Raw genomic sequence first — 22857 nt, forward strand, 5'->3', positions numbered from 1 at the left:
GTATATTGACTAGCTTTATAAACACCACTTAATCACCATTTCATTAAAAGACTCTTTTTCAATAGGTTTGGCTAGGAAATCATTCATCCCTACTTGAATACAGCGTTTTTTATCTTGCACTAATACATTAGCCGTTAAAGCTATTATTGGAATGTGGTTACCATCTGACGATAACATCTCTTCCTTACGAATCATACGAGTAGCGTCAAAACCATCCATAACAGGCATTTGACAATCCATTATTATTAACTGGTATCTTTGTGGAGCAATACGCCAAAGCTCTACACCTTTTAAACCATTATCGGCCACATATACATTAGCTCCTAACCGTTGTAAAAAAGCCTTAATCACTTTTTGGTTAATGTCATTGTCTTCTACTAATAGCACATTTTTATTGGATAAAGGTTCATTACCTGGCGGCAAATCAGCAACTAAATCTTGGCTAACCAAGTTGCTTGCCGTACTGTTTACGACCTCTATTAACGGTAATTTAACCCAAAAACAGCTACCTTGATTGGGTTTTGATTCTACCCCAATCTGGCCTTGCATCAGCTCGGTAAGCTGACGACAAATCGCCAAACCTAAACCAGTGCCTCCAAACTGCCGTGACGTTGAACTATCGGCTTGAGTAAAGGAGTCAAATAACTTAGGTAAATTATCTGGCTCGATACCAATGCCGGTATCCACCACTTCTATTAAGATCTGTTTATTCTCAATATCAGCCTTATCACGCTCACTATTTAAACCGGTGTTAACTTCATGGGTTGCGAGTGGTTCTTTTTGATTAGAAACCTGTTTAACATTGACTGAAATATGCCCATGCTCTGTGAACTTGAGAGCGTTACCGAGCAGATTCATCAGCAACTGTCTAATGCGCATTGAATCACCCATCAATTCAATTGGCACATCGGCTGCCACTTCATATTTCAAGGCTAGCCCTTTCTCTTCCGCTAGGCTTGAAAGAAGGTGCAAAATTTCTTCAATCAAATGCCTTATATTCACCTTTTCACTATTTAAGACAACTTGCCCTTCGTCTAACTTAGCAAAATCAAGCACCTCATTAATGATTTTTAATAACACATCACCACTTTGCTGAATGGCTTGTAAATATTGGGTTTGAGTGCTGTTTAAGGGAGTATCAAGCAACAGGTCTGTCATGCCTAAAACACCGTTCATTGGAGTTCTAATTTCATGACTTACTGTGGCAACAAAACGACTACGAGCTTTGGCCAAAGCTTCTGCACGTTCTTTAGCTAAACTTAACTGCTGCTGGGTTTTTTGTTGCACGGTTATATCACGAACAACCTGAACTAATAAGGTATTACCATTTAGCTCTATTTGATTAAAGTTAATCTCCACCGAGATACGCTGACCTTTTGAATCTCTTAAAAACAAAGGTTCATTTTTAGAAAGTCCTGTTTGTTTGCTCGACGCTAAATCTAAATAGTGCTGCTTTAGTTGTTCATAAATTGAAAAGCTTTCAGCCTCTAACCAAAGACTGAATAAGGTGTCTTTTAAATCATCTTTGGGGCAGTTTAAAAGATGCTCTGCTGCCGTGTTGGTATTTAAAATTCTTCCTTCAACATCAATAACAAAAATTGATTCTGGTACCGACTGTATTAAATCTGTCGCATTTTTCTCGGCGGTTTTTTGAGCATGAATTGAGGTGATATAGCCACGTAAAAGTTCAGGTTTACCTGCTTTGTTATACAAAATATGACTTAAATCATAAATCCATTTATAACCACCGTTGCCGTTAACTTTAAGACGATAAACCATCTCAACCTTATCGGCATTTTCAACATAGGCCGCTAGCAGATTTTGTCTAACAGTGTCCACGTCCTCTGGATATACCCACTCCAAAAATGAGTGGTCAATTAGGCTTTTTGCCTCTTTACCCAGCAAATGTTGAACATTGGGCGAAGAGTATAATATCGACATATTGCGATCAATTCTCTTTTCAAGCAAAACTGTGGGACCAGCATTAAATAACTCATCATGATCTTCTGCTTGTTTTACTTTTTCTCTCTCTTCTTGGAGCTGTTTAAAAAACAGATAAATAATGACTGAAACAGTAAAAATGACCAAAAAAATCAAAAAAGCAATTATGAGCACATTATCTACATATTCATCAAATACCGCCTTACGCTGAATAGCCCTTACTTGCCAAGCCACGTTATCTATTGGAGCAACCGCTAAAACAGGGTTATCTTTATAAAGGTTTAATGAGCTTTCAATTTCATCGGTAATGTTAAAACCGCTAAGGGTTTTGTCTTGTGTAGATGGATGACCCAACAACACCCTATAAGGAGGAATTTGCTCACTAATAACTAATTGATATTCTTTAATGTTAAGCTGCTTAATAAAACGCTCTAAAGGTTTAAATGAGAGCTTTATCCATAAACCCGCCCAATCATTTCCCACCATTATCGGAAATAAAATATCAAAATGAAACTCACCATTAGGAGCACTATGAGCTCTTACTCGAGAAGTGGCTGGTGAAATTGAATTTACTGAACTTTTAATTAACTTTCGACATTTTGGTCCCATTCGATCGACATGGCTTCCCACCATAATTTTGCCTTTTTGATTAATAATCGCAAACTCAGTATCTGGTGGAAACAACTCTCTAACATCATTTTCAATTTCTGATAAATCGTAAGGATAGCCACCCCCTTTTGAGAGTTGCATAATGCGGTCTTGGTGATGATAAGCAATCGATTTAACAATTAGTTGATGTTTTTCAACATAGTCAGAGACAAATGAAGCAAGTCCATTAGCCGATATTTTAGCGGCCTGACTCACTCTCAATTCATTTTGCGACAAAATATAGGATGCGACTACGGCTATAGATATTGCCAAACCCAGCATAGAAAACCAAAAAATTAACGGCAGTCTAAACTTAGTTTTAGAAGGGCGTTTTTTCAGATTGTCTTGAGTGTTTTGGTTTGACATAGTTCTGACATTATTTTTGACATAAACAAATCATGCTAACAAGCATTTAGGTTTATGTTTTTGAATATAAAAAGCTTAAAAAAGCCAAGCCCTTTAACCATTGTAACCTTGGTAATATTTCAAGCAAGGTTAAGTATTAACTTGAAACCATAATATTTTATATGCACCATAAAAAATACATTTAACACGGTATTTAATAGAGCATTAAATAGTGCAACTATACCTTTAAAATTTCACGCAGAACCATGGTGGCAAAACTCCCAGCAGGTAAAGCAAAACTGAGTTTTAGATTTAAGCTCTGTTGATTTTGCTGGTTTTGAATAGTATCTTCATGCAAATCATTACCTAAACTTTCTTGTTCAAAACCCCAGACTAAATTGTGTGGCATAAGTTTTAAAGCTCGCCTGTCTTGTTTTACTCTATTTTGACTTAACGCATCACACCATGCCTGGTATTTTCCAATAATAGCTTGCTCTAGTGTTTTGGCTTCTAAAGCTGTGGGCAAATGACCATCACCAAACAACCCACCAGTGATGAATAGTTCTGTACTCTCTAGTTTTTTTTGTAAATCAGCGAGGTTTTGTGTGTCATCAGCAAGAATGAAATCATCTTGATTTGCCGTTTGTAAAAGGTCTCCTGGAATCACGTTATCCCAATTTTTCTGCTTAATTCGCTGGCTCAGTAATTCATTAAACATCCAAGAACGCAATGCAGATATATACAAACTTTGTTGGTTTTGGTTGCCGCGATCTCTTTTAGCTCCACGTTTACGCCTTCTATCGTTTGCATACGAATCACTTAACAAGAGTTTTTCACCCTGAACTAAATTATTACCATCTCGGCCAAAACGTTGTTCACCAAAATAGTTGGGCACACCGTGAGTTTGAATCGTTTGTAAACGAGAATCTAATTCTTTTTTAATCTCTTCAATAGATAGACTTTGATCCGTAGATTTGATGTTTCTCAAGAGTAATTCAAACCGATTGCCTAATAACTCACCACGTTGTATTTTTTTATTATGGCGTTGCATGTTTAAAATATGAACGCCTTCAATATCTAAATCCGCTGGATTAGGATCTGCTTTACCTGGCAATTGAATACTAAACCACTGTTTGGTGACTGCTTGCCTGTCTTTTTGGCCTGCAAACCCAACATTATGTTTAGCTGTACCTGCCCATTTAGCTAACATCCCAGCTACCCAATCGGTATTTTGACCACGCTTTTCAACCCAACACCAAAGATGTTCACCCTCTCCACTTAACTCAGTTTGGTTGATTTCTTCAACCTTAAAATCTTCAGCAAAGGTTTTAAGCTGTCCGGTTAATTGAGGTTGAGAATAAGCGTAAGCAAATAAATTAAAATTGGCCTTATTACTTGAAGCTTGAGCATTTTCTTGCGGGGTAAGTCTTAAATGATCGGTTGATTGCATGAGCAATTCTCTTTATTAATTCTTTATTTTTGGTACAAAAAAGCCTGGAAATACCAGGCCTGTAAAATATTTGATTTGCCAAAGTCTCGCTTTATGCGTTTTACAAATCAGTAAATAGTTTTTCAGCAATAGGAGGTTCGTTGCCTTCTGGTTTTTCATCATAGATTTGCACTAATATCTGGCGAATATTACCTGGTACCACATAATCTTTAATAAGCTGCCTGGCATCTATAGGTGAATCTTTATTGATGTATAAATACACATTACGCAAATGGCACTTATTATTTGGATCCGATGCTAACGGGCGTAAAGTCCCGTCGCCGCTGATTTTAACTTCTTCTTTAGTAATAATCGAAATCTTGTGATAGTAGTTTGAACTTAGAGGTTTATCGAAGCAGATTTGTAATACACGATCAAAGTTTCCTGATCCTTTATCCAAGCTATCCACAATCTTGGCCGATGTAATTTGCACGGGTGCTTTACTACAGCCTTGAAGGGCTAATAAGCTGAACAAAACTGCCATTAATGTAAACCATTTAGACCAGAAATAACGCATACAACACCTCTGTTTTAACTAAATTTTTAACAAACTACCTACAAAAGTATGACCATTAATAAAACGCACACATAAAATAATTAACAAAACCAAACCTACAACTCATTGGTTATGTTAAATTTTATTGTCGCTTTTATTGAATACTGTTGGCTTGCTGAATACCAGCAACTAACCAATTACCTTCATCACGAGCTAAGCGACGAATATGCCAAATTTCATTAAATGCATGGGCACCTTTAACTGCATCTTCTTGAATAAAGCCAGTAAAACGGACACTCACAATAAAGAATTCACCATCAACCGCCATTGCTGCAATTTCTGCATCTAAGGTATCTACAACAGTTTGGTTATCACCGGCCTGCACACCTCTTAGCTCTTGTTGTAATGCGCTAAAAAGTTCTGGAGTACAGTAAGATTCAATCTCACTTAAATCAACATTATCCCAAGCTTTTTGCAAGGTAACAAAATGAGACTTAGCTCCTTCAACAAAACCTTGCTCATCAAACCAAGCAGGAATTTCGTTTAAAAACTGAGCGTTGTCACTAACACCTTGCCCCATACCATCGTCTAAATCTGCTCCAATAATAGAGCCGCTGTTAGATGATGAACCATTCATTGCAGAAGTTTCATTTTTTTGACCATTAGCTTTAAGAAAAGCATTTTGCTGATTAGAAAAAGCATCTTGGCGTGTTTTATCTTGTTCTGCATAAACAGGTTGGTACTGTTCTTCTGTACGACTTTGAGCCTTACGTGCAAATAATTTAAATAAAACAAAGGCAATCAAAGCAAACATTAAAATATCAAAAAACTGTAACCCATCAAACCCGTCACCAAATAACATTGCTGCAATTAAACCGCCTGCTGCCAAGCCTGCTAAAGGTCCAAGCCATTTTGAAGCACCAGATGCAGGACGTGTTGTAGCGGCTGGCTTAGCGGCTGTTGTTTTGGATGGCGTATATTGTTTTGGGGCAACTTGTTTGTTGTAACCAAAACTTTTACCCATTCCAAAACGTTTTGCTTCTGCAACATGCGTTACCGACATAAGGGTAAAAAACAAACTCAACATAATTACCGAAACAGACTTAAATTTGATTAAGGATTTCACTCATAAACTCCTAGGGTTTATTTTTATTTTATTTAGAGGCCTTTGACTCAAGCCAAGACTTCTATATGTAATTGGATATGCATGCATTGTAATGGTTTAAATCTAAAACACCAATTCATAAAAGCTAATTTACTTTTTACCAGGCCTGGTATGCCCTGTGCCCATAGATATCATTGTCCACAGAGCTAATTAAACCATTAGTAACCGTTGTTTGAATTAAGCTTCTTTAATGCAACGAGAAATTGTGTAATCTTTACCTTGCTTAACTTTATCGTAGTTACCAAACACCTCGATAAAGTTGCGTTTCATGTACTGTCTTAAGCCATTAATGGTGACCACCACAAACTGTCCACCTGGTGCTAACTGATTATGTACATCATGCAACATAATACTTAACATCTCTTTACCGACTTTAGCCGGCACGTTTGACACCACAGTGGTGAACTGAATATCTTTAGGCACAGCACTCAGTCCATTCGACAAATACGCTTTGGCATTGGGTAAGTTATTTAACTTGGCATTTTTATTTGCATAATCGACCGCAACAAAATCTTTATCCACCATATGCACTTCACCTTTTGGTGCATTGGCGGCAATAGCTAAACCAATTGGGCCGTAACCGCAGCCAATATCTAAAGCAATTTCGTCTTCTTTAATTTCTAGGTATTTCAGAAACAGATCAGTACCTGAATCAATCTCTCTTGGGCTAAAAATTCCCCAGGTAGTGGCAAATTTTAAATCTTTGCCAGCTAAATTCGCTTGAATGTGTAAATCTTGTTTTAATTCTTGAATGGTTGCCACGGTATTTTCCAATAATTGTCTGCATTTTGAATTATCATATTGTACCTTTTCTACATTCTGTAATTTAAAAACCGTAAGTAGCCAATTACCCCATGCATAGTTTAAATGAAAGACAACGCCAAGCCGTAAAGCATATAGAAACACCTACCCTTGTTTTGGCGGGTGCTGGATCGGGTAAAACACGCGTAATTACAGAGAAAATTGCCTACTTAATTCGCAAATGCGATGTTAAATCTCATAATATTTATGCGGTAACTTTTACCAATAAATCCGCAAAAGAGATGAAAGAGCGTGTCACCAAGCTTCTCAAAAATGAGAATACTACAGGCTTAAATGTCTCTACCTTTCACAACTTAGGTTTAAATATTATTCGCCGCGAATATAAAGCACTCGGTTATAAGTCTAACTTTTCAATTATGGATGCCGCAGATAGCGGACAAATCTTAAAAGAGTTAATGCTTAAACAAACTTTAGATCCAGAAGTATTAGAAGGGGTTCAGTGGGATATTTCTAACTGGAAAAATGCTCACATATCGCCAGAACAAGCTCTAGAGAAGGCCGAAGATGCTCAACAACAAGCCCGTGCCATTTTATACCAGGCCTACCAAAAACAGTTAAAAGCCTATAATGCGGTGGATTTTGATGACCTGATTGGCCTACCGGTTAGTCTATTCAATGACAACCCAGATATTTTAGAAAAATGGCAAAACCGTGTACGTTATTTATTGGTGGATGAGTATCAAGACACCAATGCCTCGCAGTATGCGTTGGTAAAACAATTAGTGGGCATTCAAGCTCGTTTTACCGTGGTGGGCGATGACGACCAATCGATTTATGCCTGGCGAGGTGCTCAACCAGAAAACTTGGCGATGCTTAAAGAAGACTTTCCTTCACTTGAACTAATTAAGCTTGAGCAGAACTATCGTTCAACCAACCGAATTCTAAAATCGGCCAACCAACTTATCTCAAACAACCCGCACGTATTTGAAAAATCATTGTGGAGTGAGATGGGGGCTGGCGATCCTTTACGCGTAATATCTTGTGCCAATGAAAACCAAGAAGTTGAACGTGTGGTTTCTGAAATCATTGTGCATAAATTCAAGCACAAAACCAAAAACCGCGACTATGCGATCTTGTACCGAGGAAATCATCAAGCTCGTTTGATGGAACGTGCATTGCGTGAACAGAATATTCCGTATGTTATCTCAGGTGGTAAATCGTTTTTTGACCATGCTGAAGTGAAAGATGTGATGAGTTATTTACGCATTATCGTTAACCCTGATGATGATGCGGCCTTCTTGAGGATTGTAAACACACCAAGACGTGAAATAGGTGCCAGCACCCTAGAAAAACTGGCCACCTACGCAACAAACCGAGGCATTAGTCTGTTTGACGCCACCCAAGAATTTGGTTTAACCACCATTTTGTCTGACAAAGCCTTAAAACGTGTGCAATATTTTGGCGAACAACTTTTAGGGTGGATTCAAGAAGCCGATTCCGCCTCTGGTGAAGAAGTACCCTCTTTTGTGAAACAGCTTATTGAAAAAATAGAGTATGACAACTGGATTCACGAAAACGCCAGCAATCCCAAAACTGCAGAACGCCGTATTAATAATGTTAGAGATTTAATCCTATGGATTGAACGCATCGTAAATAAAGCACTAGAAGAAGATGGTGAAGAGAAACGTTTAGAAACTATTGTGACTCATATGGCATTAATGGATATGATGGAACGCAATGAGTCTGAAAAAGAGCATGATATGGTCAGTTTAATGACATTGCATGCCTCTAAAGGATTAGAGTTTCCCCATGTATTTTTAATCGGCATGGAAGAAGAGTTGTTACCGCATAAACAAAACCTTGAATCACCAGGCCTGGAAGAAGAACGTCGATTAGCCTATGTTGGAATCACTCGTGCCCAACGCTCTTTAACCATGACTTACGCCACCAAACGCCGAAAATATGGTGAAGATATGGCCTGTGAACCCAGCCGTTTTTTAGAAGAGCTACCACCAGAAGCATTGCAATGGGAAGGTAAACCTGGCGTAGTGGTTTCTAAAGAAGAGCAAATGGAAACGGGTAACGCCCATATTGCCAATTTAAAATCGATGTTTAAGAAAAATTAGACTTGCTATTTACTTGTTATCTACTTTCTATCCACTTTCTATCTCAGTGATCAGGAGCCCTTATGACAAACCCAATTTCAAACTTTGAATTTGCCCCCATGCCACATATTCATTTCGGTTGGGGAATCCGTCATAAACTGATTGATACTTTACAACAACAATCCTATGCAAAAGTTGTATTAATCAGCGGTAAAACCATTGCTCATCCAGATGAGTTTGGAGATCAGCTGTTTCAGGTTTTAAAATCAACAGGCCTGGTAAAACACTTCATTATCTCCAGTGAGCCTTCACCTGACATTGTGGATGAAATTGTTCAACAATGTGATTCTGATAGCAATGTCGTTATAGGCTTAGGCGGTGGCAGTGTGTTAGATGCCGCTAAAGCGATTGCTGGCTTAATCCCCAGCCAAACTTCTGTAATGGATTATTTAGAAGGTGTAGGGGCTGGCAAGCCGTTCCACGTGGAAACCTGCCCATTTATTGCCATTCCAACGACCGCTGGTACGGGCAGTGAAACCACCAAAAATGCGGTGTTATCACGCATTGGTGAATTTAAAAAATCCTTTAGAGACAATAAACTCCTCGCTAAAGAAGCCTGGTTAGACCCTGAATTATTAGTCTCTTGTCCACAAGATGTTCTCTATTCAACTGGCATGGACGCTTTTACTCAGCTCTTAGAATCTTACACCACCCTAAAACCTAACCCAATGACAGACGCTCTAGCCTGGCAAGGCATGACCTTATTTAAAGGGGCTTTTGAAGATATTAATAGTACAGATAAAATACGCCAACAAAATGGTTACAGCAATTTAATGCTAGCAGCGTCACTTTCGGGCACTACTTTAGCCAACGCTGGGTTAGGTGCGGTACATGGCTTGGCTGGGCCAATTGGTGCTTTTTTTGAAGCACCTCACGGCATAGTCTGTGCAAGGTTACTTGCCCCCATAACTCAGCAAAACATTGAATCTCTTGCAAAAGAGAACTCAGAACACGCCAAGCAAACATTAAAAAAATACCAACAGGTAAGTCAATTATTTAACCCCGACTTAACTGAAAAAAAACTTTTACCAGGCCTGGTAAATACCTTAGAACAGTATGCTTTGCTCTATACTCCGCAAGGTTTAGCAGAATTTGGCCTTACAACTGAAAACACCTCAGTAGTCATCAAGAATTGCCGCAGTGGTAGTATGCTTGGCAACTCAGTTAAGCTTTCTGACAAACAACTGATAAAAGCTATTGAAATTTCTCTTTAAAACAAACACTTTAGAAAACGCTTATAGGTAATTTTTCATAGCTTTTCCTTTTAACCGCATTAAAAAAAAGTGTATCATTGCTTATAAACTAATCCTTAATACTTTACTCATTCAATATTGGGCAATTTTCTATGAAAAAAATAAGCCATCTTTTAGCGTTCATTTTAATTACGGCTTTTACGCACGTTCAAGCCAATGAAACGAAACCAGTTCCACTTGACTATAATCCTGCTGGACAAAAAACAGAAGCTTTGGAAAGCATTCCAAAGATTGATGCTGATCTAGTTGAAAGCAGCTATAAAGACTTAGACCAAGACGGTGTACCTGACAAACTTGATCATTGTCCAAATACTATTTTACATGTTGATGTTGATGCTAAAGGTTGTGAATTAGACTCAGATCAAGATGGTGTATTTAATCGTTTAGATTACTGCCCAGATACAGCACCTGGTGTTAAGGTTAATCGTTATGGCTGTGAAGGCGATGAAGATAAAGATGGTGTTTATGATAGTAAAGACCAATGCCCTGGTACTCCAGAAGGCACAATTGTTGATGAAGTTGGCTGTAAAAAATTGCTCGACACCGATAAAGATGGTGTAAATGATGCCGATGATTTATGCCCAGGCACTCCAGAAGGTGTAAAAGTAAATGCCCACGGTTGTGAGCCAAAAGTATATGCCTTAGCAAACATTGTATTTGATTCTTTTGATGACAAAATTCGTGCCGACCAGGTTGCAAAGTTAAAACATGATGCTGGCGTATTAAGTGACTTAAAAGATAATCAAGTCGTTTTAATTACAGGTCATACTGACTGGCAAGCCAAAGCTGATGTAAATGAGCGTTTATCTTGGAGACGTGCCAACAGCACTAAAACATTCCTTGAGAAAGAATTAAACTATAAATCTAACCGCATTTATATTAATGGTAAAGGTGAAATGCAACCTATTGCGAGCAATAAAACAGCTGAAGGACGTCAAGAAAACCGCCGTATTGAACTCAAAGTCATCAATATAGATGAATTACCAGCGGATGCAAAAGAGACTATTCCTAAGGCAATGCTTGTTAAGTAACTTGTTGCTTAAAAAACATCTTACTCAGTGCATTTACAACGAGTAAAACCAAAGATAAAGGCAACCATTATTGGTTGCCTTTATTTTTTTCTGTGGCTACACTTAGTTTCATGAGATTCTCTTTCAAAAAAAACCTAGCCCTAAGCGTGTTTTTAAGCACTATCATTGCTGTATGGGTTACGGCTGGAGAACCACCACGAGTTGTTACCCAACAAGAAATTCAAAAAACTAAAGCCAAATATGGCTCTCGAGCTGCAGATAGACTACAAGAATGGCAAGAGCTAGTTGATGAAAATCAAAATGAATCTGAAAAAGACAAACTCGAAATCGTTAATGACTTTTTTAACCGTGTACGATATATAGATGACTTAACTCATTGGCATCAAAAAGATTATTGGGCTACTCCATTAGAAATGCTGGCTACCGATGCTGGTGATTGCGAAGACTACTCTATTGCTAAATACTTTACCCTTAAAGCCTTAGGCGTTCCCGAAAGTAAACTTTATATTACTTACGTTAAGGCCATACGTTTAAATCAAGCCCATATGGTACTCACTTATTTTGAAACACCAAAATCCATTCCCCTGGTTTTAGACAACTTAAACAAACGAATTCTAAAAGCCAGCAGACGAAAAGATTTAGTACCAATATATAGTTTTAATGGTGATGGCCTTTGGCTAGCTCGTGAACGAGGTAAAGGAAAGTCGGTCTCAGGCGGCACATCCAAACTTAAAAACTGGAACAATTTACTACAACGCTTAAATCAACAATGATAAGCGTAAAACACACAAATTAAGCTAAAATACAGCGTAACACACAGGTGTTAACAAAAGGACTTAGGTATGAGTTTAAACAAACAGATGATTCTCTTTATCGCAACTATGCTGATAATTTTATTACTGGGTACCTTTACCTTAAATTTAAATAACACCAAAAATTTCTTACAAGATCAGTTGCAATCACATGCTCAAGATACTGCCACGTCTTTAGGTTTATCGCTAAGTAGCATAGAAAACCCAGAAGACCTATCAAGCATGGAAACCATGATTAATGCAGTTTTTGACCGCGGATATTACTCTCACATCACTCTTACGGACATGGATAACCACCCTCTATATAGTCGTGAAAACACAAAAAGTATGGAAGCTGTTCCAGATTGGTTTATTAATGCCATTCAACTTAAAGCTCCTGAAGCTCAAGCCATGGTTCAATCAGGATGGATTCCAATAGGAACTTTAAGCGTTCAAAGTCATGCTGGTTACGCTTATACAGAACTTTGGAAATCCGTCGTTAACCTTTCTATCTGGTTTGGCATTGCGGCTTTAATAGCCATTTTAATCGTTATTTACACTCTTAAAGTGATGCTAAAACCGTTAAGAGACATGGAAATACAAGCCGAAGCGATTGTTAAAAAAGAGTATTTAATTCAAGAGCACCTACCATCAACCATTGAGTTTAGAAATGTGGTTTCTGCCATGAATGCGATGGTGAAAAAACTGCAAACTGTATTTGAACGTGATGCTAATACCGCAGAAAAACTACAAAAAATGGCTTACCAAGACAGCGTTACCGAACTAAGTAATCGCCGCCATTTTGAAATGATTGTTGATACCTTGCTTGATCCAAACGAAGAACTCCCTGAAGGGATTATCTGTTTAATTCGTGTTCATGATTTAAAAGAACTCAATGACCGATTTGGGTATTTAGTGGGTGATAAATTAATGAAATCATTAGCAGACACCATGCGAACTAACCTAGCTTGTGAGAGAAGCTTTTTTGCACGTTTAAATGGAACTGAGTTAGTAGCGGTTTTACCAGGCCTGGTATCCCAACAAATTACTCAACCTTGTAATAATATAGCCTCTTCTCTTCCTGAGATATTAGACAAACTTCAAGCTACAGAAGCAGCAGCCTCAATCTCTGTTGCTTATACCGATTACCAGCCAGGCGAAAGCCGAGGCCCTGTACTTAGTCACCTTGATTTTGCCATTGAACAAGCAGAGAAAAACGGCAAAAACAGTGTTTTCTATTACAACACCAAACAAAGCGAAGAGAATAACGAACATTCATGGGAAGAGACTCTTAACCAAGCCATGAATGAAAAACGTTTTCTTCTTTTCCAACAAAGTGCTTACGACATCAATCACAGAGTGCATGATCAAGAGCTCTTTATTCGCCTTAAAGATACTGATGGCAGCATCCGTTCAGCAGGTTACTTTATGCCTGCGGTTGAACAGCTCAATAAAACAGCTGAAATCGACCAATTGGTTCTAAACTATGTCATTCAATACTTACAAACTCACTTGGATACTCACATTTTGGCAATCAATCTTTCTAAAGCCGTCTTAGAAAATGACCTATTCCATAAAAACTTACTACAAGCTTTAGCAAATCACGCAAAACTTGCTCACAGAATGGCCTTTGAATTGCCAGAGCGTCTTATCAATGAACAAAAAGGGCTTGCTTGGCCGCTAATTACCGAACTTAAAAACTTTGGGGTTAATATAGGGATCGACCATTTTGGTACTCGTTTGGGTAACATGCGTTACCTTAAAGATTTACGCCCAGACTACGTAAAATTGGATTCAGCATTCAGTAAAGCAATTGAATCAGATGAACAAACCCGAAATTATGTATCTAGCCTATGTGAATTGGCAAACAGCTTAGATATTGATGTCATTGCCATGGCGGTTGAAAATGAAGAACAGCTTAAAGCTTTTACTGAGCTAGGCGTAAAATACTCCCAAGGCTATTATTTTGGTGCTCCAAGTTTGCTTACAGAAAAAACCTCTTTTTAGTATATTTTAAAGGTTTTGATAGATAGGTTAGATCGCTTGGAGAAACGTAATTAAAAGGCAAAATATTACAGATAATTTACCTTGCAATGATTGATATAAAATTTTCAAATATAATGATATAAAACAATACAACATAGACTTATCACTATGCTATGATGCAAATTGCGTAAGGTTTAACCTAGTTATTACAGGGTTATTTAAGCAGACAAACTTAAAAGACTGAAAGATCAGATCAATTATTTTATAAATAGAAGTAGGAACTCGCTGGCAATGACAGATCAAGTAGAAAAGTCAAAATCATCCATACAGGAAGATGCCAATATCAATCTACACTCTGTTGATTCTGAGCTTAAAAGTCCCCTTCTTGATTGCTTAGTCATTTATACCAAGCTAAACCGCCATCCCTATTCTAAAGATTCACTTATATCGGGCTTACCTTTAGATCCGCTAAACATTTCACCCGAAATCTTTAAACGTGCTGCAGAAAGGGCTAATTTAGAAGCGACCTTTAAAGAACGTAAGTTAGAAGAAATTTCTAACCTAGTTTTGCCATGCATATTAACTTTAAAAAATCACCAGGCCTGCATTTTAGAAAACATCAACACTGATAAAAACATTGCAACCATTATTATTCCAGATGCTCCAGAAGGTTCAAAAGAAGTAACCATTGAAGCTCTAGAGGAAGATTATCTTGGCTTTGCAGTTTACCTAACCAACACCTCGTTTCACGAACAAAAAACTGAAAACTTAATGGGCTTTCAGGAGGGACATTGGTTCTGGGGTACATTATGGGCTTCTAAATCAATCTACCGCGATGTGTTGATTGCTTCAATCGTCATCAATATATTTGTTTTAGCTAACCCGCTATTTGTTATGAATGTGTATGACAGAATTGTGCCTAATAATGCGGTTGAATCTCTATGGGTTTTAGCCATTGGTGTTAGTGTTGTGTATATGTTTGATATTATTCTTAAATACTTACGCTCTTATTTTTTAGAAATATCAGGCAAAAAAAGCGATGTCATTATGTCTGGTAAGCTGTTTGAACAAACGCTCGGTTTAACAATGGAAAACCGCGGCGGTTCAATTGGTATTCTTGCCAATCAACTCAAAGAATTTGACAGTATTCGTAGTTTCTTTACATCAGGCACTATTGCTACCATTGTAGACCTACCCTTTCTTATTATCTTTTTACTGGTTATTTTTTACATAGCTGGTGCTATTGTTTTGGTTCCCATCAGTATTATTTTGCTTATTTTGCTTTATAGCTTTTTAATGAAAGGTCCAATAAAAAGAGCAATTGAAGCAACCTATGAAGCTAGTAGCCAAAAAAATGCAGTGTTAATCGAAACCTTAACCGCAATGGAAACCATAAAGTCCCTAGGCGTCGAAGCAAGAGCTCAATGGCGTTGGGAGCAAGCGATTGGCGAGATTGCTAAAGCCAGCTTAAAATCCAAAATGCTGCAAAGTTCATTAGGACGTGTAACTGGCTTTATGCAGCAAATGAGCACAGTCATTATCGTACTTACTGGTGTTTATATTATTCAAGAAGGTAATTTAACCATGGGGGGCTTGATTGCTACCGTCATGTTAAGTCAGCGTGCTATCGGACCAATGGGGCAGTTTGCAAACTTAATCACCAGTTATCAACAAACAAAAACTTCTCTTAATTCTTTAAACGAACTCATGGCAAAAGAGGTAGAACGCCCTCTAAATAAACGCTTTATCCAACACCCTGTTTTTGAAGGCCGCATTGAATTTAATAATGTTTCCTTTACCTACCCAGGAGAGACTAAGCCGGCGTTAGACCGCGTTAGCTTTGTAATTGAGCCAGGTGAAAAAGTTGGCATTATTGGCCGTATTGGTTCAGGTAAATCAACCATCGAAAAGCTTATTTTAGGGTTTTATCATGTAAATGAAGGTTCTATTCTTATTGATGGCATTGATATCACTCAGCTTGACCCGGCAGAAGTTCGTCGAAATATAAACTATGTTCCACAAGACATTACTCTTTTTAGTGGCGATGTAAGAGACAATATCTCTTACCGTGCACCATATGTAGATGACTCAACCATTTTGAGGGCAGCGAAACTTGCTGGTGTTGATGACTTTATTAAACGCCACCCATCGGGTTACAGCCTAAAAGTCAATGAAGGTGGTAGCTCTCTATCTGGTGGTCAACGCCAAAGCATTGGTGTTGCAAGAGCTTTATTAATAGATTCACCTATCTATCTGTTTGACGAACCGACCAATGCCATGGATGCAAAGACCGAGCAATTAATGATTAATCGCTTACAGCAAGGTACACTTACGAGTACAACCTTGGTAGTGACTCACAAAATGAGCTTACTGCAATTAACCGAAAGATTGATGGTAATTGAAAACGGTAGATTGATTGCGAATGGACCTAAACAAACCGTGTTAGAAGCCTTAAAAACAGGCAAAATTAATAAGGTTACATAGACAATGACAGAAGAAAATCTACCCATAGTGCCTGAAGTTAAGCAAAAATCTCGTAAAGAGCAAATTGCCGAGCAAGACATTGCCTATATGTCGAGCTTAAGCCAGGCTGCATTAGAAAAACCAACCGTTAGATCTCAAATGGTTGTTTGGGTCATTTTACTGGTTATTATCTGGTTAATTGTTTGGGCCAACTATGCCGAACTAGATAAAATTGTTAGAGGTGAAGGTAAAGTTGTACCTTCTTCTCAAATTCAAATTATTCAAAACTTAGAGGGTGGGATTGTTGAAGATCTCTATATTCACCCTGGCGACAAAGTCAAAAAAGGTCAAATTCTTCTAAAATTAGATAACACCCAATTTGCCAGTTCCTATGGTGAAAGTGAGCTTAAAGAGGCTGAATTAACCGCTAAATCTCAACGTTTAGCCGCCGAGGCATTTGATAAACCTTTCGTAGTTAATAAAATACCTTCTACCAATCCAGATATTCAAAAACTTTACGACCGAGAATATTACCTCTACCAAGCTAGGCAAAAACAGCTTATAACAGGTGACCAAATTCTAGTTGAGCAAATAGAACAAAAAAAACTCGATCTAAAAGATGCCTATAGCCAGCAAAAACAACTTACTCGCTCTTTAGACTTGCTAAAAAAAGAAGTGAGTTTTATGAAACCGCTCGTAAAACAAGGTATTGCATCAGAGGTTGATCTTCTGAAACTACAGCGTGAAGAGAACGATGCTTTATCAAAACTTAAGGGGGTTGAATTCTCAATTCCAAGGTTAAAATCAGCCATTTCTGAAGCACGCTCAAAACGAGAAGATGCCAAAGAAACCTTTGCCAACGATGCTCATGAAGAGATGAATAAGGTACTGGCTGAAAAAGAACAGCTCATAAAATCAAAAGCGGCCCTACAAGACAGAGTTGACCGTACTGACATTAAATCACCAGTAAATGGCACGGTTAAGCAAATGTTTGTAAACACGATTGGTGGTGTTGTACAACCAGGAAGTGATATTGTAGAAATTGTTCCTGAAGATGATTCTCTCGTGTTAGAAACTAAAATTTTACCCTCTGATATTGGTTTTGTTTACAAAGGGCTAAAAGCAAAAGTGAAATTCACGGCATACGATTTTGCTATTTATGGTGGGCTTGAAGGTACAGTTGAACGAATTTCAGCCGATACCATTACAGATGAAGAGGGAAATAGTTTTTATATTGCCCGAATCAAAACTGATAAAAATCATTTAGGTACGCCTGACAAGCCACTTTATTTACTCCCTGGTATGACGGCAAGTGTTGATATTATTGTTGGTAAACATACTGTTTTAGATTACATCTTAAAACCGATAATCAAAGCTAAAGATACCGCTCTGAGAGAATCCTAAAAACCTTTGCATCCCTACGTAATTTACATTAGAATACACGGAATTAAGGGGTGTTATTTTTATAATCAAAAATAAAGAGTTTTAAATAAACCGAATGAAATGCCCTTTAATATTTGTACAGGATCCAAGTGCACTCAAAAACTGGTTGAAAGCATGCGGAACAGAGTCAAAAATCTTATATGATTTAGTGGATTTATCTCAACGGTTTGAAACAGAGTCACACATACTCTTAATTCAGATTTCTGATAATTCACCGATTGATGAAGTGATTAAATTAGCAAAAGATTTTGACGTTATTTGTTTTGCCAATGAACCTAATAATGCAGAAGGATTACAACTTTTTCAGAACGGCGTAAAAGGTTACGTAAATACCTTTGCAACCGTAGAAAGAATTGAACAAGTTTTAGCCACAATAAAAGCCGGCAGTATTTGGTTAGGGCAAAACGTTATGGCTGCAATGATAAGCTCAATTTCAGGCCATGAGCAATCTCAAGAAGCCTGGAAAGATTTATTAACGGACAGAGAACAAGAAACCGTAGAGTTGGTTTTGCAAAGCAATACCAATAAAGAGATTGCCCATAAACTAGGCATAACTGAAAGAACTGTAAAATCACATCTTCACAATGTGTTTGAAAAACTTGACGTTACAGATAGACTTGCACTAGTATTAAAAATAAAAAATTGGTAATAATTTCAACATATTAGAATAAACTAATACGCCTTACTGTTTAATACAATGATTTTTATCCCCGGGATTATAATGAAAAACACTTCTTTAAAGACCAAATTACTGACCTCTGTTATTTCTGCAACAATTTTGCAGACTTGCTTTGTCATGCCAAGTTATGCGATGGAACTGGTTCCTACAATTGAAGATGCCATTATTCATAACCCAGAATTTAGACAGCAAATTAAAATTCATCAAGGTGCCGCTGCAGAGTTAGAAGGTGCAGAAGGAAGCTGGTTACCAACTGTTGATGTGGCCGCAGGAATTGGCCATGAAGAAACAGATATTGATAGCCGTGGATCATCAACAAGTATGACCAGAAAAGAATCCTCAATTAGTATTAAAGAAAATCTTTTTGAAGGCTTTAAGACAGAAAACGAAATTGAACGCCAACAAGCCAAAATGGATGCTGCGGGTTACACAGCAGAAGCAAAAGCCAGCAAAATTGCCCTTGATATGGCACAGGCTTATGTTAATTTACTGAAAGAACAAGAATTACTTCGTTTAGAATCTGAAAACAGAAAAACCCACGAACGTATTCTTGATCAGATTACCCAACGTAGTGAAGCTGGAATTGGAAACCAAGTAGAAGTTGATCAAGCAAAAGCACGATTAGCTCTTGCCACGTCTAACCAATTAGCTGCTCACAATAACTACAATGATGCATTAAGTCGATTTCAACGTGTGCTTGGTCGTTTACCGGACAATGATCTAATTAAACCTGATTTAAATTTCAAACTTCCCGACACCTTATCAGATGCGATTGATATTGCACTGTTAAACCACCCAACTTTACGTTCTGCTAATGCTGATATTGCGCAAGCTCAAGCCCAACATAGAAGTGCTAAAAGCCCGTACTTTCCTACACTGAATATTGAATTATTAAAAACTTACGATGAAGACATTGACGGTATTAAAGGGAAAAACGAAGACTTACAAGCGATGCTACGTTTACGCTACAACCTTTATAATGGTGGTAAAGACGTAGCCAACCGAAAAAGAACCGCTGCAGGCGTGCAACAAGCCGCTGAGATACGCAACAATACTCGTCGCCAAACTATTGAAAACCTTCGCTATGCATGGGATGCAAAAAAATATGTGGGCCAACAATTAGTCTACATTAAAAAACATATAAAACTTACCTATGAAACTCTTGAAGGCTACCGCAAACAGTTTAGTTTAGGAAGACGTTCTTTGCTTGACTTGCTCAATACTGAAGATGAATACAACAGCGCTTTACGTACACTTGTAACGAGCGAAAGTGACTATGCTATTGCTGAGTTCCGCATCTTGGATGGTATGGGTAAACTCATTGATACATTAAAAGTTAATGTAAACTATGCTGAAGTTGACAAAGATTATTCAAACGAATAAATTCGACCAATAACTTCAACACACTGTCAGTAAAACCAAATAAATTAAGGCAGCCTTAAATTGATGAACATCTGTTTATCAACATATGGTTTTACTGAGATTGATATCCTAAACCCCATCAAAATAAAGCAATTCTTTAATAGAGCTATCTAACAACGAATACTTTCAAACTTAATAATTTAAAAGAGTTACCAGGCCTGGTAATTTTATAAAGAAGCTCTATTTTATACTTACTACTTTTTATAAATATCAAATCTCAACAAAATTAATCGTCATCAAACCGATACACTATAAGCTAAATAAAGTTGCCAAGCTCCCATCAACATCACGCTAAGTCCAGCGATGCGCTTTACCCAAACCATTCTTGCTAAACGCGTAAAGTAAAATGCGAATACTCCCATTAACATCAAATTAGGCAACGTACCTAAACCAAAAGCGAACATTACTGCCGCGCCGTTTAAGGCACTTCCAGCTGACATCGCCATAATCAACATACTGTAAACTAATCCGCATGGTAACCAGCCCCAAATAAGACCATATAACCAGGCCTGGTAATAATGTTTAACTGGCGTCATATTTTTTGCATAAGGTGCCAACTTAATCCATAGGGCTTGGCCAAGCTTTTCTATTTTGGCTACACCAAACCACCAACCGCCTAGATACAATCCTAAAGCAATCATAAATAACCCAGCTATAACCTGCAAAAATTGTTGGGCGGGTAGAAACGTAGCTAGAGATCCAATACCTGCGCCAAGGGCACCAAATACACCGCCTATAATCACATAACTAGTGATACGACCTATATTGTATAAAAATTGGTATGGCATCATTTTCAGCCAACTGGTTTGTATACGACTTTCTAAACTAAACGTTAAGCCTCCAACAACACCTGCACACATGCCTAAACAGTGCACACCACCTAACAGGCCAACCACTAAGGCAGTAATATAAATAGAATCCATTACATAAATACCTTAGAGGTTGTTCGATAACTTAATGCTTCTGCCAGGTGTTCAATCTTAATTTGATTATCCGCCTGCATATCTGCAATAGTGCGAGACAAACGCAACACTCGATGGTAGCCTCTAGCAGACAATCCTAAGCCTGTAACGGCCTTTTCCATAAAAGCTTGTTCAACGGTATCCAGCTTGGCTAATTCATTTAATTCGTTTGAACTTAACTCAGAATTAAAACAACCCTGTCTTTCAAGCTGGAACGCTCTTACATCAGTCACTCGTTGTTTTACAACTGCACTCGTTTCTTCTTGAGTTTGTGAATGATTTTGCAAATCCACAATGTCTACAGCCGGCACTTCAATATGCACATCAATACGATCCATTAAAGGTCCAGAAATCTTTTTTTGATATCGTATAATTTGATCAGGAGTGTCTTTGCAACGTCCCAAAGGGTCGTCGGCAAAAAAACCACTAGGAGAAGGGTTCATGGCGGTAATAAGCAAACTGTTGGCAGGATAACTAACATGCTGATTTACTCTAGAAATATTTACCGATTTAGTCTCCAAAGGTTCTCTTAAAGCCTCAAGTACGGCACGGTTAAACTCTGGTAACTCGTCTAAAAACAAAACACCGTTATGTGCCAAAGACAAAGCTCCTGGTTTAGGCGTTGAACCACCTCCCACCATTGCAGCCGCTGAAGCCGTATGATGCGGGTGAATAAAAGGACGTGAATAAAAAGAATCTTGTTCTATTTGTTGCCCTGAAATTGAGCGAATATTAGCAACCTCAATAGCTTCATCAGAAGTTAAATCAGGCAGTATCGTTATCAAACGTGATGCTAACATACTTTTACCCGAGCCAGGTGGTCCCACCATCATCATTGAGTGATGGCCACTTGCGGCAATTTCTAATGCCCTTTTTGCCTGCAACTGCCCTCTCACCTCAGACAAGTCTTGAGCATAATGATTATCGTTGCCAGGTTTAAGAATCAACTCAGTATCAATATTTTTTGCGGCAACCTGCCCCATTAAAACTTGGCAAGCCTCTCTAAGGTCATTAACCAAAAACAGATTACTTTTAAGCTCGGGATAGGTTTGTACTAAAAGCCTTGCTTCATTGATATTAGAGAGAGGTAGGAGGATTTTTTTATTAGATGAATAGGATGCTAATAGACTTGAAATAGCCCCGTTTATACTGCGAAGTTCGCCTGTTAAAGCTAACTCACCAAACAACTCAAAGTCGGCAATATTATTAATATTAAGTTGCTCAGTGGCTAGTAGTATGCCAATAGCAATAGGCAAATCATAACGGCCGCCCGATTTTGGCAGATCCGCAGGAGCAAGGTTCACCGTAATACGCTTAGGAGGCAATTTAAAACCTGAGCTAATTATGGCGCTCCTTACCCTATCTTTACTCTCTTTAACAGATGCCTCTGGCAGCCCTACAATAGAAAAAGAAGGCAAACCATTACTCGCGTGCACCTCCACAACGACTTGGGGAGAATCCATCCCCAAAACTGCTCGCGTATAAAGACTGGCAACTAACATGCAGCAGAACCTATTTTGAGTTTAGGTGCTGTTCTAGCTCAGATACTTGTTTTTCTAGCTGCTCTAATTTAGCCCTAGTTTTAGCTAATACCCCGGCTTGAATATCAAACTCTTCACGGGTAACTAAATCCATCTTATCAAAAGCATTAGAAAGTATAGATTTCAATTGTGACTGCATACCTTGAGGCATTTCACCAAATCCTTCAGGAATGACATCCGCAATTTTTTTGGCAACCGATTCTAACTGAGATGGGTTTAACATAAAACTTTCCTTGATTGGTTGTACGAATCCCAAACTATAACGGTTTATGTGA

The 22857-nt window shown here is 38.1% G+C and carries 17 protein-coding genes; 9 read left to right on the forward strand and 8 right to left on the reverse strand.

Going from position 1 to position 22857, the window contains the following annotated elements:
* Positions 1-15 precede the first annotated feature (15 nt).
* From ACORJQ_RS00375 to ACORJQ_RS00395, 5 genes are all read right to left on the reverse strand, one after another.
* Positions 16-2955 (reverse strand): PAS domain-containing hybrid sensor histidine kinase/response regulator, encoded by a 2940-nt coding sequence (locus ACORJQ_RS00375; RefSeq protein ID WP_321325002.1) that lies wholly within the window; start codon positions 2953-2955, stop codon positions 16-18.
* A gap of 217 nt (positions 2956-3172) precedes the next feature.
* Positions 3173-4384, reverse strand: coding sequence for a tRNA pseudouridine(13) synthase TruD (truD, locus tag ACORJQ_RS00380; protein ID WP_321325003.1), 1212 nt, complete (start codon positions 4382-4384; stop codon positions 3173-3175).
* A gap of 100 nt (positions 4385-4484) precedes the next feature.
* A complete protein-coding gene (locus tag ACORJQ_RS00385; RefSeq protein ID WP_321325004.1) occupies positions 4485-4907 on the reverse strand; it encodes a hypothetical protein in 423 nt (140 codons plus the stop codon).
* Between the two features lie 166 nt (positions 4908-5073).
* The gene (locus tag ACORJQ_RS00390; RefSeq protein ID WP_321325006.1) at positions 5074-6045 is read right to left on the reverse strand and encodes a Tim44 domain-containing protein; all 972 of its coding nucleotides are present in this window, start codon (positions 6043-6045) and stop codon (positions 5074-5076) included.
* A gap of 216 nt (positions 6046-6261) precedes the next feature.
* Positions 6262-6846, reverse strand: coding sequence for a class I SAM-dependent methyltransferase (locus ACORJQ_RS00395; protein WP_321325008.1), 585 nt, complete (start codon positions 6844-6846; stop codon positions 6262-6264).
* A 92-nt stretch (positions 6847-6938) separates the two neighbouring features.
* Between ACORJQ_RS00395 and rep the strand changes: the two genes are divergently transcribed.
* From rep to ACORJQ_RS00440, 9 genes are all read left to right on the forward strand, one after another.
* On the forward strand, positions 6939-8972 hold the full coding sequence (gene rep / locus ACORJQ_RS00400) for a DNA helicase Rep (RefSeq protein WP_321325010.1): 2034 nt from the start codon (positions 6939-6941) through the stop codon (positions 8970-8972).
* Positions 8973-9034: 62 nt separating this feature from the next.
* Positions 9035-10225 carry an iron-containing alcohol dehydrogenase gene (locus ACORJQ_RS00405; protein ID WP_321325012.1) on the forward strand — a complete coding sequence of 397 codons (1191 nt, stop codon included), beginning with the start codon at positions 9035-9037 and terminating at the stop codon, positions 10223-10225.
* 131 nt (positions 10226-10356) lie between these two features.
* Positions 10357-11295: an OmpA family protein gene (locus ACORJQ_RS00410; RefSeq protein ID WP_321325013.1), complete on the forward strand. Its 939-nt coding sequence runs from the start codon at positions 10357-10359 to the stop codon at positions 11293-11295.
* A 110-nt stretch (positions 11296-11405) separates the two neighbouring features.
* Positions 11406-12068: a transglutaminase-like cysteine peptidase gene (locus ACORJQ_RS00415; RefSeq protein WP_321325015.1), complete on the forward strand. Its 663-nt coding sequence runs from the start codon at positions 11406-11408 to the stop codon at positions 12066-12068.
* Between the two features lie 69 nt (positions 12069-12137).
* Positions 12138-14093 carry a bifunctional diguanylate cyclase/phosphodiesterase gene (locus ACORJQ_RS00420; RefSeq protein WP_321325016.1) on the forward strand — a complete coding sequence of 652 codons (1956 nt, stop codon included), beginning with the start codon at positions 12138-12140 and terminating at the stop codon, positions 14091-14093.
* 270 nt (positions 14094-14363) lie between these two features.
* The gene (locus ACORJQ_RS00425; protein WP_321325018.1) at positions 14364-16556 is read left to right on the forward strand and encodes a type I secretion system permease/ATPase; all 2193 of its coding nucleotides are present in this window, start codon (positions 14364-14366) and stop codon (positions 16554-16556) included.
* A gap of 3 nt (positions 16557-16559) precedes the next feature.
* On the forward strand, positions 16560-17939 hold the full coding sequence (locus ACORJQ_RS00430; protein WP_321325020.1) for an HlyD family type I secretion periplasmic adaptor subunit: 1380 nt from the start codon (positions 16560-16562) through the stop codon (positions 17937-17939).
* Positions 17940-18033: 94 nt separating this feature from the next.
* Positions 18034-18627 carry a response regulator transcription factor gene (locus ACORJQ_RS00435; protein WP_321325021.1) on the forward strand — a complete coding sequence of 198 codons (594 nt, stop codon included), beginning with the start codon at positions 18034-18036 and terminating at the stop codon, positions 18625-18627.
* 72 nt (positions 18628-18699) lie between these two features.
* The gene (locus ACORJQ_RS00440; RefSeq protein ID WP_321325022.1) at positions 18700-20040 is read left to right on the forward strand and encodes a TolC family outer membrane protein; all 1341 of its coding nucleotides are present in this window, start codon (positions 18700-18702) and stop codon (positions 20038-20040) included.
* Positions 20041-20315: 275 nt separating this feature from the next.
* On the opposite strand, the gene ACORJQ_RS00445 is transcribed toward ACORJQ_RS00440, so the two are convergent.
* Genes ACORJQ_RS00445 through ACORJQ_RS00455 form a run of 3 tightly spaced genes read right to left on the reverse strand, consistent with a single transcriptional unit; the run spans position 20316 to position 22805 of the window.
* Positions 20316-21002 (reverse strand): sulfite exporter TauE/SafE family protein, encoded by a 687-nt coding sequence (locus ACORJQ_RS00445; RefSeq protein WP_321325023.1) that lies wholly within the window; start codon positions 21000-21002, stop codon positions 20316-20318.
* Complete coding sequence (locus ACORJQ_RS00450; RefSeq protein WP_321325024.1) at positions 21002-22543, reverse strand: YifB family Mg chelatase-like AAA ATPase; 1542 nt, start codon at positions 22541-22543, stop codon at positions 21002-21004. The genes ACORJQ_RS00445 and ACORJQ_RS00450 overlap by 1 nt, the downstream gene beginning before the upstream one ends.
* A 10-nt stretch (positions 22544-22553) precedes the next feature.
* Entirely contained in the window at positions 22554-22805 is a 252-nt protein-coding gene (locus ACORJQ_RS00455) for an accessory factor UbiK family protein (RefSeq protein ID WP_321325025.1), read from the reverse strand.
* Positions 22806-22857: the final 52 nt, after the last annotated feature.

This window comes from Thiomicrorhabdus sp. (assembly GCF_963662555.1).
Lineage (GTDB): Bacteria > Pseudomonadota > Gammaproteobacteria > Thiomicrospirales > Thiomicrospiraceae > Thiomicrorhabdus.

What these genes read in the sequence shown, in the direction of transcription:
- ACORJQ_RS00375 (WP_321325002.1), bottom strand. Translation starts at nt 2,955, where the DNA reads ATGTCAAACCAAAACACTCAAGACAATCTGAAAAAACGCCCTTCTAAA.
- truD (WP_321325003.1), bottom strand. Translation starts at nt 4,384, where the DNA reads ATGCAATCAACCGATCATTTAAGACTTACCCCGCAAGAAAATGCTCAA.
- ACORJQ_RS00385 (WP_321325004.1), bottom strand. Translation starts at nt 4,907, where the DNA reads ATGGCAGTTTTGTTCAGCTTATTAGCCCTTCAAGGCTGTAGTAAAGCA.
- rep (WP_321325010.1), top strand. Translation starts at nt 6,939, where the DNA reads ATGCATAGTTTAAATGAAAGACAACGCCAAGCCGTAAAGCATATAGAA.
- ACORJQ_RS00405 (WP_321325012.1), top strand. Translation starts at nt 9,035, where the DNA reads ATGACAAACCCAATTTCAAACTTTGAATTTGCCCCCATGCCACATATT.
- ACORJQ_RS00410 (WP_321325013.1), top strand. Translation starts at nt 10,357, where the DNA reads ATGAAAAAAATAAGCCATCTTTTAGCGTTCATTTTAATTACGGCTTTT.
- ACORJQ_RS00415 (WP_321325015.1), top strand. Translation starts at nt 11,406, where the DNA reads ATGAGATTCTCTTTCAAAAAAAACCTAGCCCTAAGCGTGTTTTTAAGC.
- ACORJQ_RS00420 (WP_321325016.1), top strand. Translation starts at nt 12,138, where the DNA reads ATGAGTTTAAACAAACAGATGATTCTCTTTATCGCAACTATGCTGATA.
- ACORJQ_RS00425 (WP_321325018.1), top strand. Translation starts at nt 14,364, where the DNA reads ATGACAGATCAAGTAGAAAAGTCAAAATCATCCATACAGGAAGATGCC.
- ACORJQ_RS00430 (WP_321325020.1), top strand. Translation starts at nt 16,560, where the DNA reads ATGACAGAAGAAAATCTACCCATAGTGCCTGAAGTTAAGCAAAAATCT.
- ACORJQ_RS00435 (WP_321325021.1), top strand. Translation starts at nt 18,034, where the DNA reads ATGAAATGCCCTTTAATATTTGTACAGGATCCAAGTGCACTCAAAAAC.
- ACORJQ_RS00440 (WP_321325022.1), top strand. Translation starts at nt 18,700, where the DNA reads ATGAAAAACACTTCTTTAAAGACCAAATTACTGACCTCTGTTATTTCT.
- ACORJQ_RS00445 (WP_321325023.1), bottom strand. Translation starts at nt 21,002, where the DNA reads ATGGATTCTATTTATATTACTGCCTTAGTGGTTGGCCTGTTAGGTGGT.
- ACORJQ_RS00450 (WP_321325024.1), bottom strand. Translation starts at nt 22,543, where the DNA reads ATGTTAGTTGCCAGTCTTTATACGCGAGCAGTTTTGGGGATGGATTCT.
- ACORJQ_RS00455 (WP_321325025.1), bottom strand. Translation starts at nt 22,805, where the DNA reads ATGTTAAACCCATCTCAGTTAGAATCGGTTGCCAAAAAAATTGCGGAT.